Origin of the sequence: Halomonas sp. JS92-SW72 (assembly GCF_003547075.1) — a bacterium.
GTDB lineage: Bacteria > Pseudomonadota > Gammaproteobacteria > Pseudomonadales > Halomonadaceae > Halomonas > Halomonas alkalicola.
In genome coordinates, this window is record NZ_CP032147.1 from 37,155 (window position 1) to 52,092 (window position 14,938).

Sequence of the window (14,938 nt, forward strand, 5' to 3'; positions counted from 1 at the left end):
TCCTGCAGTTGCGCTGGGTGCTACTTCGTATCGATATAGCGATGGTCGTTGAAGGTGGCGACCCAGCTCGGGTGGTAGACCAGCAGGATCGCCATCAGCATGCCGGTGATGAAGGCCTCGGAGGGCATCAGCAGCGGCAGGAAGCGGGCGTACTCCATGGCCTGGTAGAGGGCGTGGGCGTCATCGGCACCGAGCATCATCAGCCCCACGGCGACGAGCCCGGCGACCAGGGTGGAGAGCGCGGCGCCGAAGAAACCGCAGACGAACAGGAACACCATCAGGTTGTCGGGCAGGCGACGGTCCACCAGCCGCCAGACCAGCACCGTGACCAGCGCCGGCATCACCCCGGTGACCAGCAGGTTGACGCCGAGCAGCGGCCAGTCGACGCGCCCGGTGACCACCGCCGCGAGGTTGACGATCAGGATCGTGACCAGCGCCAGCGGGGCCTTGAAGACCAGGGTGAGCAGCGCGGTGAACATCAGGTGCAGGGAGAGCCACTCCACCGCCTGGGCGCGCAGCTGCCACATCAGCAGCACCGCCACGCTGGCGGCGAGCCAGCGGTGCTGCAGGGCGCTGTCGGCCAGCAGCGCACGCCAGGGGCGCTGGGCCAACGCCAGCCCGTAGAGCGCGAGCGACACCAGCGCACAGAGTACCAGCAGCCAGGGGGCGAGCACCGCTTGGGAGAAGGACATGGAGCGTCTCTCGTCGACCCGCGTCTCGCCCGATCAGGCGAAGACGACGGTCTTGTTGCCGTGGATCAGCACGCGATCCTCCAGGTGCCAGCGCAGCCCGCGGGCCAGCACCGCCTTCTCCACGTCGCGACCGAAGCGCACCAGGTCGCCGGGGGTGTGGCAGTGGCTGACGCGGTGGATGTCCTGCTCGATGATGGGACCGGCATCGAGCTCCTCGGTGACGTAGTGGCAGGTGGCGCCGATCAGCTTCACGCCGCGCTCGTAGGCCTGGTGGTAGGGCTTGGCACCGGCGAAGGAGGGCAGGAAGCTGTGGTGGATATTGATCACCCGCCCGGCATAGCGTTCACAGATCGACGGCGGCAGGATCTGCATGTAGCGGGCCAGCACCACGCAGTCGGCGCGCACGTCATCCACCAGGCGCACCACCTCGTCGAAGGCGGCCTGCTTCTGGTCGGGCTGCACCGGCACGTGGTGGTAGGGAATGCCGTGCCACTCCACCAGGCCGCGCATGGTCTCGTGGTTGGAGATCACCGCGGCGATGTCGCAGTCGAGCTCGCCGGCGGTCCAGCGGTAGAGCAGGTCCACCAGGCAGTGGGACTCCTTCGAGACCATCAGCACTACCCGGGGACGGTTGCGGGTGTCGGTGAGCGCCCAGGTCATGTCGAACTCGGCGGCGATGGGGGCGAAGGCCTCGCGCAGCGCCTCGGGGGGCATGCCGATGGAGTCGGCCAGGATCTCGTAGCGCATGAAGAAGCGCCCGGTCTCGAGGTCCGAGTGCTGGCTCGCCTCGGTGATGGAGCCACCATGGCCGGCGATGAATCCGGAGACCCGGGAGACGATGCCCACGCGGTCGGGGCAGGAGACCACCAGGCGGTAGTAGTGTGACATGGCGTGCCTCTGGTTTGGCGTTGGGGGCTTGGCTGTTGCCTTGGGCTGGAATCGGGGTGCGACAGTGTAGCGAAAACAGCAGGTTCCGGCATCCATGCTATACAGCGCCAGATTTTGAGAGGCGCATAAAGGGGCGCCGGGGATGGCTCACCGAGGGGGTCCGTGGACCAGGGATGGTCTAGGTAGCCCCCAGGGAAGGGTTCATGGCGCCCCCGAGAGGAGCCGTCCCCGGGGTAGCCCCGTCCTGCGAAGACTTGGCGCCCCTCTCGACTGCCCTGGCCCCGCCACTCGCTGGCTACCGCCGGCCTTGCGCGTCGTTGTGGCTGCCCCGGGCCTTCCCGTATAGTGATGTAACACTTTCCGAGCCCGCGCCTGCCGATGCCACAGCCCAGAGTCCAGATTCGCCCCCGCCGCCGCCCTCCCCTGCACTTCCTGCCGCTGGGCGGCTGCGGCGAGATCGGCATGAACCTGAGTCTCTATGGTCTTGGCGAGCGGGGGACGGGAGAGAAGGGCCCCGAGGACGAGTGGATCGCGGTGGACTGCGGCATGATGATCCGCCAGGACCTCCCCGACAGCCCGCTGCAGGTGCCCAACCTCGATACCCTCTCCACCCTCGGCATCCGCCCCCGGGCGCTGATCATCACCCACGGCCACGAGGACCATATCGGCGCGGCCGCCTGGTTATGGCCGAAGTGGGGCTGCCCCATCCACGCCACGCCGCTGGCCGCCGGCCTGCTGCGCGCCAAGTTCATCGAGCGGGGCCTGGCCACCGATGCCATCCGGGTGATCGAGCCCGGCGAGGCGCTGGAGTGCGGCGCCTTCACCCTGCGCTACCTGCCGCTGACCCACTCGATCCCCGAGAGCTGCGCCCTGCTGCTGGCCGCCGGCGAGCACCGCGTGCTGCATACCGGCGACTGGAAGCTCGACCCCGAGCCGCTGATCGGAAAGCCCATGTCGTCGACCACCTTCCGCGCCCTCGCGCCGGTGGACCTGGTGGTGGGCGACTCCACCAACGCCCCCATGCCGGGCCACTCGCGCAGCGAGGGCGAGGTGGCCCGGGCGCTCGAGCACACCATCGCTCGCTGCGAGGGGCGCGTGGTGGTCTCCTGCTTCGCCAGCAACCTGGCGCGGGTGCTGGCCATCGGCCACGCCGCCCAGCGCAACGGTCGCCGGGTGAGCCTGATGGGACGCTCCATGGAGCGCATGGTGGCGGTGGCCCGGGGCCTCGGCTACCTGGACGACTTCCCGCCCCTGGTGCCCGTCTCGGACCTCGGCTACCTGCCCCCCAACGAGGTGCTGGTGATCGCCACCGGCAGCCAGGGCGAACCCCGGGCGGCGCTCAGCCGCCTGGCCCGCGGCCGCCACCACGCCATGGAGCTCGGCGCGGGAGACAGCGTGATCTTCTCGGCCAAGGCGATTCCCGGCAACGAGCTCCTGATCGAGCGGCTGAAGAGCGGCCTCAAGCGGCTGGGGGTGACCCTGCTCGACGAATTCAGCCACCCGGAGCTGCACGCCTCGGGCCACCCCGCCCAGGAGGAGCTGCGCACCTTCTACGGCTGGGTGAAACCGCGCCACCTGCTGCCGGTACACGGCGAGCCCCGCCATCAGCAGGCCCACCGGGAGCTGGCCGAGACGCTGGGCATCCAGGCCCCGCTGATCCCCCTCAACGGCGACCTGATCCGCCTGGACGCCGAGGGGCTCTCCCTGGTGTCCCGCCACCCACAGCCCCCCTGCATCGTCAGCCAGAACGCCGTGGCACCTCTGCCCGGCCTGGCCGGCCCGAACCAGGGACCGCGCCACGGCAGCCTCTATCTCGCGCTGTCGGTGACCGCCACCGGCGAGGGGGGCTGGACGCGCATCGGCCGGCTGATGCTGGACGCCAGCCAGGCCAGCCCCATCGACGAGGAGGCCTTCACCGACTGGCTGGACGAGACCCTGGAGACACTGGCGGGGGATACCCTGGCGGAGCTACGCCTGGCGCTGCAGCCGCGCCTGATGGGCTGGTTCGCGGATCACCTGCGCCGCCTGCCGGAGATTCACCTGCAGATACTGGCCGTGGAGGCGCCCTCCGCCAGCGAGCTGGGGTAGGTAACACGCCAATCACCGGGCTGCCAAAGAGGAAAAGAAAGCCGCTCATTGAGCGGCTTTTTTATCGTTTCGATGGGAGCTGAATCCATCACGCCTTGGTGGCGTTCTTCGGCGGACGGCCACGCTTGCGACGCGGCGGCTCGAGCACCAGGTCGTCGACGGAGAGGCCCGCCTCGCTGATGGCCTCGAGGATCTCGGAGCGCTTGCGCTCCTTCTGGAGTTCCTCCTCCTGGCGCTGGCGCTCCTCATCCTTCTTCTGCTCGATCACCTCGACGATCACCTCGGAGAGCTTGTGCAGCTGCTCCATGCTGAGCTGACGAGCGGCGGCGCGAGCGACGTTCTTGTTGCGAGCGATGCGCTCCAGGGATTCGCTGGACATGGGTCCCCTCCTGAACCGGAATAAAACGAGACGGGTTGTGCGTGTGTGTAGAGGAAAAGTATATGCATGATGGCTGGATTGGCAAGGAAAGCCGCACGCCCACATCGAGAAAAGCGGACAATAAATGCCCGCCCTGGTCGGCCAGAGGCCGGCGAAAAAAGGCCGCAAAGGCGGCCGGGCAGGAGGCGTCAGCCGCCGGTCATGTTCATGAAGCGCACCACCTGGACGTCGCCGTCGGTGGTGAAGTGGTGGCGCTCGGGCTTGAGGGGCATGGCCGCCACGATGGCCCGCTTGAGGGCGTCGATATTGCCGGGGTGGGCGCGCAGCACGCGGCGCAGGTCCACCGAGTGCTCGTTGCCGAGACAGAGCAGCAGCCGCCCCTCCACGGTGACCCGAACGCGGTTGCAGGTGGCGCAGAAATTGTGGCTGTGGGGGGAGATGAAGCCCACCCGGGTGTCGCTGTCGGCCATGCGGAAATAGCGCGAGGGGCCGAGGGTGCTCTCGGTGGTGGGGGTCAGCGGGTAGCGGGTCTCGATCAGCGCCTGGACCTCGTCGCTGGAGCAGTAGGTCTCGTCGCGGCGATGGTCGGAGACATCGCCCAGGGGCATCTCCTCGATAAAGCTGATATCGAGCCCTTCATCGCGGGCGAAGGCGACCAGGTCGATCACCTCGTCGTCGTTGCGCCCCTTGAGGATCACCGCATTGAGCTTGATGCGCGAGAAGCCGGCCTCTCGCGCGGCGCGAATGCCCTCGATGACCCGGGCGAGGTCGCCGGTGCGGGTCAGGGCCCGGAAGCGCTCGGGGTCCAGGGAGTCCAGGCTGATATTGAGCCGGGTCAGGCCCGCCTCGCGCAGCCGCCCGGCGAGCTTCGGCAGGCTCGCGCCGTTGGTGGTCATGGCGAAGTCCCTGAGCCCCGGCAGCGTGCCGATCTGCGCCACCAGCCGGTCGATGTCGCGCCGCACCAGGGGCTCGCCGCCGGTGAGGCGCACCTTCTCCACCCCGAGCTCCACGAAGGCCCGGGCCACCAGGGCGAGCTCCTCCAGGGTCAGCACCTGGGCGCGAGGCAGGAAGGTCATCTCCTCGCTCATGCAGTAGACGCAGCGAAAATCGCAGCGGTCGGTGACCGAGATGCGCACGTAGCGTACGCGCCTGCCGAAGTCGTCGATCAGTGCCTGGGGCAGCGTTGTCATTGTCGTCCCTCATGCGTGTCGCGCGAATCAGGTCGTCCAGCGGCCGGCATCCTCGTGGTCGGAGTGACGCTCCGAGACCCAGTAGTCGCCGTCGCTGGCGTGCTCCTTCTTCCAGAAGGGGGCGCGGGTCTTGAGGTAGTCCATGATGAAATCACAGGCCTCGAAGGCCGCCCGTCGATGGGCGCTGGCCACCGCTACCAACACGATAGGGTCTCCGGGGGCCAGGCGTCCAATCCGGTGGATCACGCGCACCCCGTCCAGCGGCCAGCGACCCCGCGCCTCGTCGACGATGGCCGCGAGGGCCGCCTCGGTCATGCCGGGGTAGTGCTCGAGGGTCAGGGCGGTGACCTGCGGGCGTTCATTGAAGTCGCGCACCAGGCCGGTGAAGCAGACCACCGCTCCGATATCGGTGCGCCCGGCAAGCAGCGCGTGCTGTTCGGCCCCCGCATCGAAGGGAGCCTCCTGCACGCGAATCATCTGGGCTGGGTTCATCGTTCAGCCTCCGGTGACGGGGGGGAAGAAGGCCACCTCGTCCTCATCGGTGAGGGGGGTATCGTCGCCGGCCATCACCTGGTTGACCGCGCAGAGCACCCGCCCCTCATTGAGGCCGGCGAAGCGCGCATCCAGCGTCGTGAGGGCCGCCTTGAGGCCGGCGACATCGGCCCGCGGCAGGTCGGTCAGCGGCACCGAGAGTTCGCCCACGCCGAGGCGCTCGCGCAGCTCCGCCAGGCACTTGACGCGAATGCAGGGAGCGGCAATGTCGCAGCGGCTGCCCAGCGCCACCTGGCCGCCGTGCCCCTCGCCGGTGACGATGGGGCCCTCGGCGCCGGTGACCACGGCGCCCTCTCCCGGCCCCTCGCCCAGGGCCTGCCCGCGACGATAGTCGCCGGACTTGCCGCCGGTCTTGGTGTCGAGACGGATGGCATCGATCTCCATGCCCTTGTCCACCGCCTTGCACATGTCGTAGAGGGTCAGGCAGGCCACCGAGACGGCGGTGAGGGCCTCCATCTCCACCCCGGTGCGGCCGTTGAGCCGGCAGGTGGCAGAGACCTCCACGCAGCTCTCGGCCTCGTTGAGAGTGAAGTCGATGGCCACCTTCGACAGCGCCAGGGCGTGGCAGAGCGGGATCAGCTCGTGAGTGCGCTTGGCGGCCTGAATGCCGGCGATGCGCGCGGTAGCCAGCACGTCGCCCTTGGGCAGGCCGCCCTCGGCGAGCAGCGCCAGGGTCTCGGGCAGCATGCGGATGCGGCCGGAGGCAGTGGCCTCGCGGCGGCTCTCCGGCTTGTCGGCGACGTCGACCATATGGGCCTCGCCGCGGGCGTTGAGATGGGTCAGTAACATGGTCGATGCCTCACGGAAAACGGAACAGGGGTTGGATGGTCACCGCCTCGCCGGCGGCCACGGCGGCGCGCTCGGCGGCGATCTCGATCAGGCAGTTGGCCTGGACCATGGAGGAGAGGATGCCGGAGCCCTGGGCGCCGGTGACGGCGACCCGCAGCCGCCCGTCGGCGTCGCAGCGGTAGACGCCGCGCAAGAGGTCGACGCGCCCGACGCGACTGGCGAGCGCATGGTCGGCCAGGGCCGTGAGTCGCTCAGGCGCCGCGGCCGCGCTGCCCTGCCGCTGACCCTGCCGCTGACCTTGCAACCTGGCCAGCAGCGGGGCGGCGAACTCGCGGAAGGTGACCATGGCCGCCACCGGGTTGCCGGGCAGGCCCAGGAAGGGCACGCCCCGGGGACCGAGGCGCCCGCAGGCCAGGGGGCGGCCTGGTCGGATGGCGATCTTCCAGAAGCCGAGCTCGCCCTGCTCGGCGAGCGCCGCCCGGGTGTGGTCGGCGTCGCCCACCGAGACGCCGCCGCTGGTGATCACCAGGTCCGCCTCCTCGGCGGCCCGCGCCAGGGCGGCGGCGATAACGGCGCGGTCGTCGGGCAGGATGCCGAGATCGAGCACCTCGGCGCCGTGCTCAGCGGCCAGCGCCATCAGACTGAAGCGGTTGGCATCGAAGATGCCCGCCGCGGGCAGCGGCTGGCCGGGGGCGGTGACCTCGTCGCCGGTGGAGAAGAGCGCCACCCGCGGGCGGCGATGCACCGCCACCTCGGCGAGCCCCAGCGAGGCCAGCAGGCCGAGCTCGGCGGCCGCCAGGCGAGTGCCGGCGGCCAGCGCCAGGGCGCCGCGGGCGATGTCCTCGCCGGCGCGGCGCACGTTCTGGCCACGCCGGACCCGCTCGGGCCGATCGACGATGGCCCAGCGGGTGCCATCGGCGCCCTGCTCGTCCGCCAGCTGCTCGCGCATGATCACGGTGTCGGCGCCGAGGGGCAGCGGCGCGCCGGTGGTGATGCCGGCGCACTCGCCGGGGGCCAGCGGGCCGGCGGGCGCCTGGCCGGCGTGGAGTTCGACGACCCGGCGAAAGCGTGCCGAGGCGCCGCTCGCCTCCCCGGGCGCGGCGGGCCAGGCCAGGGCGATGCCGTCCATGGCGGAATTGGTGTTCTGGGGCACCGCGATGGGCGAGATGGCGTCCTCGGCCAGCACCCGGCCGTGGGCTCGCGCCAGGAGCACGACCTCGGCGGGCAGCGGCCCCGCCACCAGGGCGAGCACCGCCGCCCGGGCCTCCTCCACGGCCAGCATGCGCTCGCCCAGTTCGAAGCAGGAGAGAGTCATGTCGAGACGCTCCCCTGGCGGACTGGGCTCGAGGCGCGAGGCCGGCGCTCCTCGGGCCAGCGCGCCGGCCAGGCGGCGATCCAGTCGGCCAGGGCGGCGAGGTCGTTGAGATCCAGGGTCTCGACGCCCTCGGGCAGCGCCAGGGGCGCATCACAGGCCACCGCCCTCACCCAGGGGTCCTCGGCCACCCGCAGGGGCTTGCCCAGGGCCGGGCGATGCAGTTCGAGCTTGGGCAGCGGCCAGGCCTTGAAGCCCTCCACCAGCACCAGGTCCGGCGCCTGGGTAGCCACCAGCGCGACCAGCCTTGCCAGGTCGGGCTCCTGCTGGCCGGGGGTCTCCATCATCAGCGCCAGGCGCTCCCGGGAGGCCACCAGCATGGGGGCGGCACCGGCCTGGCGCAGGCGATGACTGTCCTTGCCGGGCTGGTCGACGTCGAAGGTGTGGTGGGCGTGCTTGATCACCGCCACCCGCAGGCCGCGCTCGGCCAGGCGCGGCAGCAGGGCCTCGAGCAGGGTGGTCTTGCCGGTGCCGCTCCACGCCGCGATGCCGAGCAGCGGCAGCGAGGCGTCCAGCGGCAGCGGCGCCAGGGCAGCGCTCGATATCGGGTTGGGGTCGTGGGTCGCGCTCATGGGTCGGGGCTCACGAAGCGGGCTTCCAGGCGCTGCTTCTCGTCGTCGGTATTGAGGTTGGCGAAGGCCGCCGGGCAGTCGGAGAAGTCGACGCGACACCAGGCGTGGCGGGCGTACCAGCGGTCGATCTTGCGCTCGCCGCCGGCCAGTGCCGCGGCGAGGTCATCGGCCAGTGCCGTGCGGATCAGCGCCACCACCGGGTGCAGGCGCTCACCGTCGCAGGCCACGGCGATATCGGCATCGCCCAGGCCCGCCACCAGGCGCGCCACCAGCTCCTCGGGCAGCGCGGGGGTGTCGCAGGGCACCACCACCAGCCAGGGGGTCGCGGCGGCGCGCAGCCCGCTGTAGATGCCCATCAATGGGCCCTGGAAGCCGCCCTCGGCGTCCTCGATGACGCGATCCCCCAGGGCGGCGTACTCCGCCTGGCTGCGGTTGGCGTTGATCAGCACCTCGGCGACCCGGCCGGCCAGGCGCTCGCGCACATGGGCCACCAGGGGGCGGCCGTGGAAGGCCACCAGCCCCTTGTCCACGCCGCCCATGCGGCGTCCCTGGCCGCCGGCCAGGATCAGCCCGGTGAGTTCGTTTGGCGTCATCTTGGCCCCTCCTGTGGTCTCCCCCCATGATGCCTGAGCCGGCCACCGGGTGCCACGCTGCACCGCCGTGTAACCCCTTGTCGTGACTCGGTCAAGCGGTCGAACGGCCAGGGGGTCAGGCGGTCAAGGGGAGGCGGCGGGCCTGGCCTCCCGGGTCGCGCGGCGCCTTGGGCTCGCCAGGATGCGCCGCAGCACCCGCCAGGCGGCCAATCCAGCCAGCAGGTTGCCTACCGCGGCGCCGGCGGCGAGCCCCGGCAGGCCGCCGAGGTGGGCGCCCAGCCACAGGCAGGGCAGGTAGAAGAGGAACAGCCGGGCGGCGGACATCAGCATGGCACGCAGCGGCCAGCCCAGGGCGTTGCCGGCCGAGACCACGATCATGCACACCCCCAGCGCCGCGTAGCTGGGCAGCAGGAAGCGGATCAGGGTGGCGAGGTCGTCGCGCACCTCGGGGTTGCCGGAGAGCGCCAGCGCCACCCAGGGGGCGGCCAGGGCCATGAGCAGGCCAAGCCCCAGTTGCCACACCACGATCACCCTGAGCGCCAGGCGCAGCAGGCGGTGCACCTGGTCCCAGTCGCCGGCGCCGTAGCAGCGCCCGAGCCAGGGCGGCAGCGACATGGTCATGGCCAGCACCACCATCAGCGAGAGGGTCTCCAGGCGGCTGGCCAGGCCCCAGGCTGCCACCGAGGCCTCACCGAGCCCCGCCACCGCCGTGATGGCCAGCATGGCGGCCAGCGGCGGCATCAGCTGGCTGAGCATGGCGGGGCCGGCGATGGCGGCGAAGGGGCGCGCCGACTCGCGCATCTCCTGGCCCAGCCCCTCGCGGCACAGCCAGTCGGTATGACGAAGGTGCCGCCCCAGCACCACAAGGCCCACGCCGAAGGCGGCCACCGTGGCCCAGGCCGCTCCGGGCAGCCCCAGCCCCTCCCAGGGGCCGATGCCGAAGATCAGCAGCGGGTCCAGCACCAGGTTGACCAGGCTGGTGACCACCATCAGGGTGCCCGGCAGGCGGGTATTGCCGTGGGCGCGGAACAGGCTGTAGCCGAAGTAGAGCCCCGCCCCCAGCCAGGCGGCCAGCAGCTGCGGCGCCCAGTAGCCGCGGATCAGCTCGCGGGTGGCCGCATCGGCACCCAGCAGGCCGAACACCGGCGCCTGGACCGCCCACAGCAGCAGCGCCAGCAGCGCGATGGTGGCGGTGCCGATCAGCAGCACCAGGCTGCCCAGCCGCCGGGCGCGGGCCTCTTGGCCGGCGCCCAGAGCCCGGGAGATCAGCGCCGCGATGGCGATGCCGAGTCCCACCTGGATGCCGATGATCAGGAAGGAGAGCGGAAAGGTGAAGGACTGGGCGGCCAGCGGCGCGGTGCCCAGGCGGGCGATGAAGGCACTATCCACCAGCTGGAAGCCGAGCAGCGCCAGCACGCCGATGGCCATGGGCCAGGTCTGCCGCCAGAGGGTCACGCCCAGGGCGTCGGAGGAGCGGGATTGCGTCACGGGAAATCCTGAGCCGGGAGGAGACGCCGCATTCTACGCAAAAGGGAGGGGACTCTCAGCTCGAGAGGTCGGCGATGCCAGGCACCATGCCGATCAGCAGCCGCTCGATCTCTCCAGGTGGCATGGGTCGGAAAAAGTAGTAACCCTGCACCAGATCGCAGCGCATCTCCCGAACCAGCTCGAGCTGTTCACGGTTCTCCACCCCTTCGGCCACCACCTCGAGCCCGAGCCGGTGGCCGATGAAGACCGTGGCTTCCATGATCGCCCGATCCTCGGGCTGGTTAGGCGCATCACGCACGAAGGTGCGATCGATCTTCAGGGCGGTGACGGGGAACAGCTTCAGATAGCTCAGCGACGAGTAGCCGGTGCCGAAGTCGTCGATGGCGATGCGAAAACCACGATGGTGGAGACGGCGCAGCCCCGCCAAGGTGGTGTCGTCGGCTTCGATCAGGACATTCTCGGTGAGCTCGATGCCGATGTCCCGGGGCCCCAGACCGTAACGTTCCACGCAGGCCTCGAAGTGCTCGAAGACACCGGGTCGCTTGATCTGTCGGCCTGAGAAATTGATGTCGATGCGCTCCAGTCCGAGGCCGGCCTCAAGCCAGCGGGCCCGCTGGCGACACGCCTCTTCCAGCACCCAGTCGCCGATGCGGTGAATCAGCTCCGAGCGCTCGGCCAGGGGAATGAATTCGGCCGGCGAGACGGCCGGCCCCTCCGTCGGTATCCAGCGCAGCAGGGCCTCAAGGTTCTCGACCTGGCCGCTTGAGGCCGACACCTGGGGCTGGTAGTACAGAACGAGCTCCCCCGACTCCAGCGCACGCTCCAGGCGGTCGGAGAGACGATGCTGGTGGAGCACCTCGTCATGAAGCTGCTGATTGAAGTAGACCACCTGCCCCTGACCGGCGAGCTTGGCGCGGTTCTTGGCGACATCGGCGTTGCGGATCAGTTCGCCGGCCGTTTCACCGTTACCGGGGAAGATGGCGACCCCGAGGCAGGCGCTCAGCTTGCAGCGGCGCTCCTCGAGGAGGAAAGGCGCCCTCATGACCTCCTCCACCTTGCGCACCAGGCGGGGAATGTCGTCCGGATCACGGATGCCCGGGAAGGCAATCACGAACTCGTCGCTGGAGACCCGAGACATAATATCGGTGCCGCGACGCTCCCGGTTCAGGCGATTGGCCAGCTCCACCAGTAGCTGGTCCCCCTGGCCGTATCCCAGCGCATCGTTGATCTCCACGAAGTGGTCGAGGTCGAGGTAGACCAGCACCAGGGAGCGCTCCTGACGACGACACTCCGCCAGCGACTGGTCCAGCTGCTCCTCGAAACCATGGCGGTTGAGCAGGTGGGTCAGGCGATCGAAGCGAGTCGCGAAGTCCAGTTCCTTGTGAGCACGCTTCTGGTCGGAGAGGTCGACGTCCACGCAGAACATCAGCGGGTCGGCGGTGTGCTCATTGAGCATCACATGGTGTGAGAAGACTGGCACCAGCTCACCGCTCCTGTGCTGCAGCTCCAGCTCATCGGCGGGGATCTCCTGGCCCTCCTCCACCCAGGCGCTATGGGCCTGGATGACCCCCTCACGCATCCAGGGGGGGATGATCAGATCCTCCAGCAGACGCCCCTGGGCCTCCTCGGCGGTGAAGCCATACAGGCGGGTGCTGGCGTCATTCCAGTAGATCACCCGACGATCCCGGTCATACCCCTGAACCGCCACCTTCGGCAGGCTCTCCAGCAGGGCGCGAAAACGCTGCTCGCTCTCCAGATACTGCCGGCGCACCACCTCGGCTTCGCCGCCGGCCACAGCAGCGGATCGACTCCTCTCGGGAAGCCGATCTAGCAGCTGCGTCAGCCTGTGCCTCAGCCAGCGCAGGAAGCGGCGATCTCGTCCAATCATTCGTCTCTCGCCAAGGGGGATCGACACGGGCGCTGCATGCGCCTCTTGCGGGGTCTTCGTCCTTCATCCTACACCGCTTTGTCGTTTATCTCCTACGAACCTCCCTCCTTCGGGCGACTTGACGCCTCATGGATATTCACGACCTAAACTTGCAGCTTCAACGCAAAACAATGAAACAGGAAGTCATCATTTGATTGCACAGCGTTGCACAGCTTCACCGTTGAGCGGCCATAGGGCCGGCAACACCGGGCAATTCCGCCCACCCCAAGGAGAACGACCGATGAAACTCGACACCCTCAAGCATGGCTACGACCTGACCTCCATGCCCGCCAATCCGCTGAGCGACTACTGGAACCCCGATGTCACACGGGACCTGGAGATGCGCGACTGGAGCCTCACCGACATTCGTCAACGAATCGACCTGGCGGCTTGGCAGACCTTCCTGGCGGACCTGCCCCGCGACCCCTACGTCAACCGGCGCTGGAAGCGCATGTCCTGGTTGTGCCTCGATGACCTGGGAAGTGTGGGGGTAATGGGGGAGTGCCCCATGGCGCAGGGCGGCGCCTTCAACGACGCCGAGAGCATGGCCGACCGGCTGCGTTACTACGAGCCGCTGACAGACGCGTTCCTGTCCCGGCCCGACGTCAGGGCCTTCGTCCGTGCCTGGGCCCACCTGTGGGGGATCGGGCCTCGCGAGCCGATCCTGATGCAGATCACCGGGGTGCGCGGCGAGGGGCAGGTCGACCCGCTGCAGGGGCAGGGAATACATGCCGATGGCTGCAAGGCGCTGAGCATCCTGGTGATGAACCGCGACAACGTCACCGGCGCAGAGAATCATCTCTATGCCGACAAGGCCGGCACCCGACCGCTGACCGATATCACTCTGGCCCCGGGCGACATCCTGCACCTGCGCGACGATCGTCTCTTCCACAGCGTGGACGGCATCAGTCAGCTGGACCCCAGCGCGCCCTTCGAGCGCTTCATCATCATCATCAACAGCCGGTTCGTCGACGGCTTCCAGAACCGCATCCTGCGCCGTCACTTCCCCGACGCCGTGCTCAACGAGTCGCGCTGAACCAACGGTCCGGACCGATCGGGCCGCTCCCCGTAAACGTCGACCCCCCGGGCACTGGCCCGGGGGGTCGCTTTGCTGGCCGGGTCGCGAGGGAGCCTGGCCTGGCCGCCGAGTCGCCTTACTGGCGCACGCCCTCGAAGGTGACGTAGAGCTCGAGCTCATGCATCACTTCCGGGAAGGCGCTCATGTCGATGCCGAAGTCGCCCAGGGTCAGCATGGTGCTGCCCTCGAAGCCGGCGCGGTAGCTGCCCCAGGGGTCCTCACCCTCGCCCATCAGGGTCACCGGCATCTCGATCTCGCGGGTCTCGCCCTTGAGGGTGAGCTCGCCGGTCAGGGTGCCTTCGTTGTCGCCGCTCGGCTCGAAGCCGGTGGAGACGAAGGTGGCGGTCGGGTAGGTGCCGGCGCTGAGGAAGTCGTCGGAGAGGAAGTGACGGTCACGCTCGGCGTGGTTAGTGTTCAGGCTGGTCACGTCCACTTCCATCTCGACGCTGGACGCCTCGAGGTTGTCCGCGTCGTAGTGGAACTGGCCGGTGAAGGACTCGAAGTTGCCGAGGATGTAGGAGTAGCCGAGATGGTTGATCTTGAACTGCACGAAGGCGTGCTGGCCTTCGGTATCCACCACGTAGTCGGCGGCCTGGGCCTGGCTTGCGCCCACCAGGGCAACGGCACCGAGGGCGGCGGCGAGGGCGGTCTTCTTGAACATGGTCACTCTCCTTGTCGATTGACGATGTGTCTTGCGGGGTTGAACGCGGCTCAGGGGCGGCGGGAACGCGCCGGGTTGAGCATGCGGGTCAGGGTATCCTGGCGATCCAGGACATGATGCTTGAAGGCGGCCAGCACGTGGCCCGCGGCCAGTACCATCAGCGCCACGGCGGCATACCAGTGGATCTCACCGGCGATGGTCTCCTGGTTGGGCAGGCGGCTGATCAGCGCCGGCACCTCGAACCAGTCGAATACGCTGATGCCGCGGCCCCGCGCCGTGGAGATCAGGTAGCCGCTGACCAGCACCACCAGCAGCAGCACGTAGATCAGCACGTGGCCCAGATGGGCGGCCAGGCGCTCGAGCCGGCCACCGTGGGCCGCCGGCGTGGGGTTCATGAAGCGCCAGGCGAGGCGCAGCAGGGTGGCGAACAGCAGCAGCATGCCGATGGAGCGATGCCACCAGGGGGCGAGGTTGTACCAGGCATCGAAATACCCGAGCCCGGTCATCCACCAGCCCAGCGCGAAGAGGCCCACGATGGTCACGGCGCTGAGCCAGTGCAGGGTGATGCTGACGATGCCCCAGCCGGTACGGGTATTGCGCCACATGGCGTGGTGTCCTCGTGCCTAGTCGAAAGTCGTACCAGCTTACCGCAGTGCATCATCAGCATCC

15 protein-coding genes are annotated in these 14,938 nt (G+C 69.2%); 2 read left to right on the forward strand and 13 right to left on the reverse strand.

What is annotated here, in order from left to right:
* Positions 1-20: 20 nt before the first annotated feature.
* Together D1793_RS00170 and purU are read right to left on the reverse strand one after the other, a co-directional pair.
* On the reverse strand, positions 21-692 hold the full coding sequence (locus tag D1793_RS00170) for an energy-coupling factor ABC transporter permease (RefSeq protein ID WP_119020353.1): 672 nt from the start codon (positions 690-692) through the stop codon (positions 21-23).
* Between the two features lie 33 nt (positions 693-725).
* Complete coding sequence (gene purU, locus D1793_RS00175; protein WP_119020354.1) at positions 726-1,580, reverse strand: formyltetrahydrofolate deformylase; 855 nt, start codon at positions 1,578-1,580, stop codon at positions 726-728.
* 378 nt (positions 1,581-1,958) lie between these two features.
* Here purU and D1793_RS00180 point away from each other — a divergent pair, with 378 nt between their 5' ends.
* Positions 1,959-3,668: a ribonuclease J gene (locus D1793_RS00180; RefSeq protein WP_162899869.1), complete on the forward strand. Its 1,710-nt coding sequence runs from the start codon at positions 1,959-1,961 to the stop codon at positions 3,666-3,668.
* 88 nt (positions 3,669-3,756) lie between these two features.
* Here the strand turns inward: D1793_RS00180 and D1793_RS00185 are convergent, their stop codons facing one another.
* The 9 genes from D1793_RS00185 to D1793_RS00225 form a co-directional block, all read right to left on the reverse strand.
* Positions 3,757-4,047 carry a hypothetical protein gene (locus D1793_RS00185; RefSeq protein ID WP_119020355.1) on the reverse strand — a complete coding sequence of 97 codons (291 nt, stop codon included), beginning with the start codon at positions 4,045-4,047 and terminating at the stop codon, positions 3,757-3,759.
* Between the two features lie 188 nt (positions 4,048-4,235).
* Positions 4,236-5,228, reverse strand: coding sequence for a GTP 3',8-cyclase MoaA (moaA, locus tag D1793_RS00190; protein WP_119023512.1), 993 nt, complete (start codon positions 5,226-5,228; stop codon positions 4,236-4,238).
* A gap of 36 nt (positions 5,229-5,264) precedes the next feature.
* Complete coding sequence (gene moaE / locus D1793_RS00195; protein WP_119023513.1) at positions 5,265-5,714, reverse strand: molybdopterin synthase catalytic subunit MoaE; 450 nt, start codon at positions 5,712-5,714, stop codon at positions 5,265-5,267.
* Positions 5,715-5,732: 18 nt separating this feature from the next.
* The gene (gene moaC / locus D1793_RS00200) at positions 5,733-6,578 is read right to left on the reverse strand and encodes a cyclic pyranopterin monophosphate synthase MoaC (protein WP_119020356.1); all 846 of its coding nucleotides are present in this window, start codon (positions 6,576-6,578) and stop codon (positions 5,733-5,735) included.
* 10 nt (positions 6,579-6,588) lie between these two features.
* Entirely contained in the window at positions 6,589-7,893 is a 1,305-nt protein-coding gene (glp, locus tag D1793_RS00205) for a gephyrin-like molybdotransferase Glp (RefSeq protein WP_119020357.1), read from the reverse strand.
* Positions 7,890-8,522, reverse strand: coding sequence for a molybdopterin-guanine dinucleotide biosynthesis protein B (gene mobB, locus D1793_RS00210; protein ID WP_119020358.1), 633 nt, complete (start codon positions 8,520-8,522; stop codon positions 7,890-7,892). The genes glp and mobB overlap by 4 nt, the downstream gene beginning before the upstream one ends.
* Entirely contained in the window at positions 8,519-9,115 is a 597-nt protein-coding gene (gene mobA, locus D1793_RS00215; protein WP_119020359.1) for a molybdenum cofactor guanylyltransferase MobA, read from the reverse strand. Before mobA ends, mobB begins: the two co-directional genes overlap by 4 nt.
* A gap of 123 nt (positions 9,116-9,238) precedes the next feature.
* Positions 9,239-10,543 carry an MATE family efflux transporter gene (locus D1793_RS00220; RefSeq protein ID WP_119023514.1) on the reverse strand — a complete coding sequence of 435 codons (1,305 nt, stop codon included), beginning with the start codon at positions 10,541-10,543 and terminating at the stop codon, positions 9,239-9,241.
* A gap of 115 nt (positions 10,544-10,658) precedes the next feature.
* Positions 10,659-12,491: a GGDEF domain-containing phosphodiesterase gene (locus D1793_RS00225; RefSeq protein WP_119020360.1), complete on the reverse strand. Its 1,833-nt coding sequence runs from the start codon at positions 12,489-12,491 to the stop codon at positions 10,659-10,661.
* Between the two features lie 280 nt (positions 12,492-12,771).
* Here D1793_RS00225 and D1793_RS00230 point away from each other — a divergent pair, with 280 nt between their 5' ends.
* A complete protein-coding gene (locus tag D1793_RS00230; RefSeq protein WP_119020361.1) occupies positions 12,772-13,566 on the forward strand; it encodes a 2OG-Fe dioxygenase family protein in 795 nt (264 codons plus the stop codon).
* Between the two features lie 118 nt (positions 13,567-13,684).
* Here the strand turns inward: D1793_RS00230 and D1793_RS00235 are convergent, their stop codons facing one another.
* Positions 13,685-14,269, reverse strand: a complete 585-nt coding sequence (locus tag D1793_RS00235) for a YceI family protein (RefSeq protein WP_119020362.1) — start codon at positions 14,267-14,269, stop codon at positions 13,685-13,687.
* Positions 14,270-14,319: 50 nt separating this feature from the next.
* The gene (locus D1793_RS00240) at positions 14,320-14,874 is read right to left on the reverse strand and encodes a cytochrome b (RefSeq protein WP_119020363.1); all 555 of its coding nucleotides are present in this window, start codon (positions 14,872-14,874) and stop codon (positions 14,320-14,322) included.
* Positions 14,875-14,938: the final 64 nt, after the last annotated feature.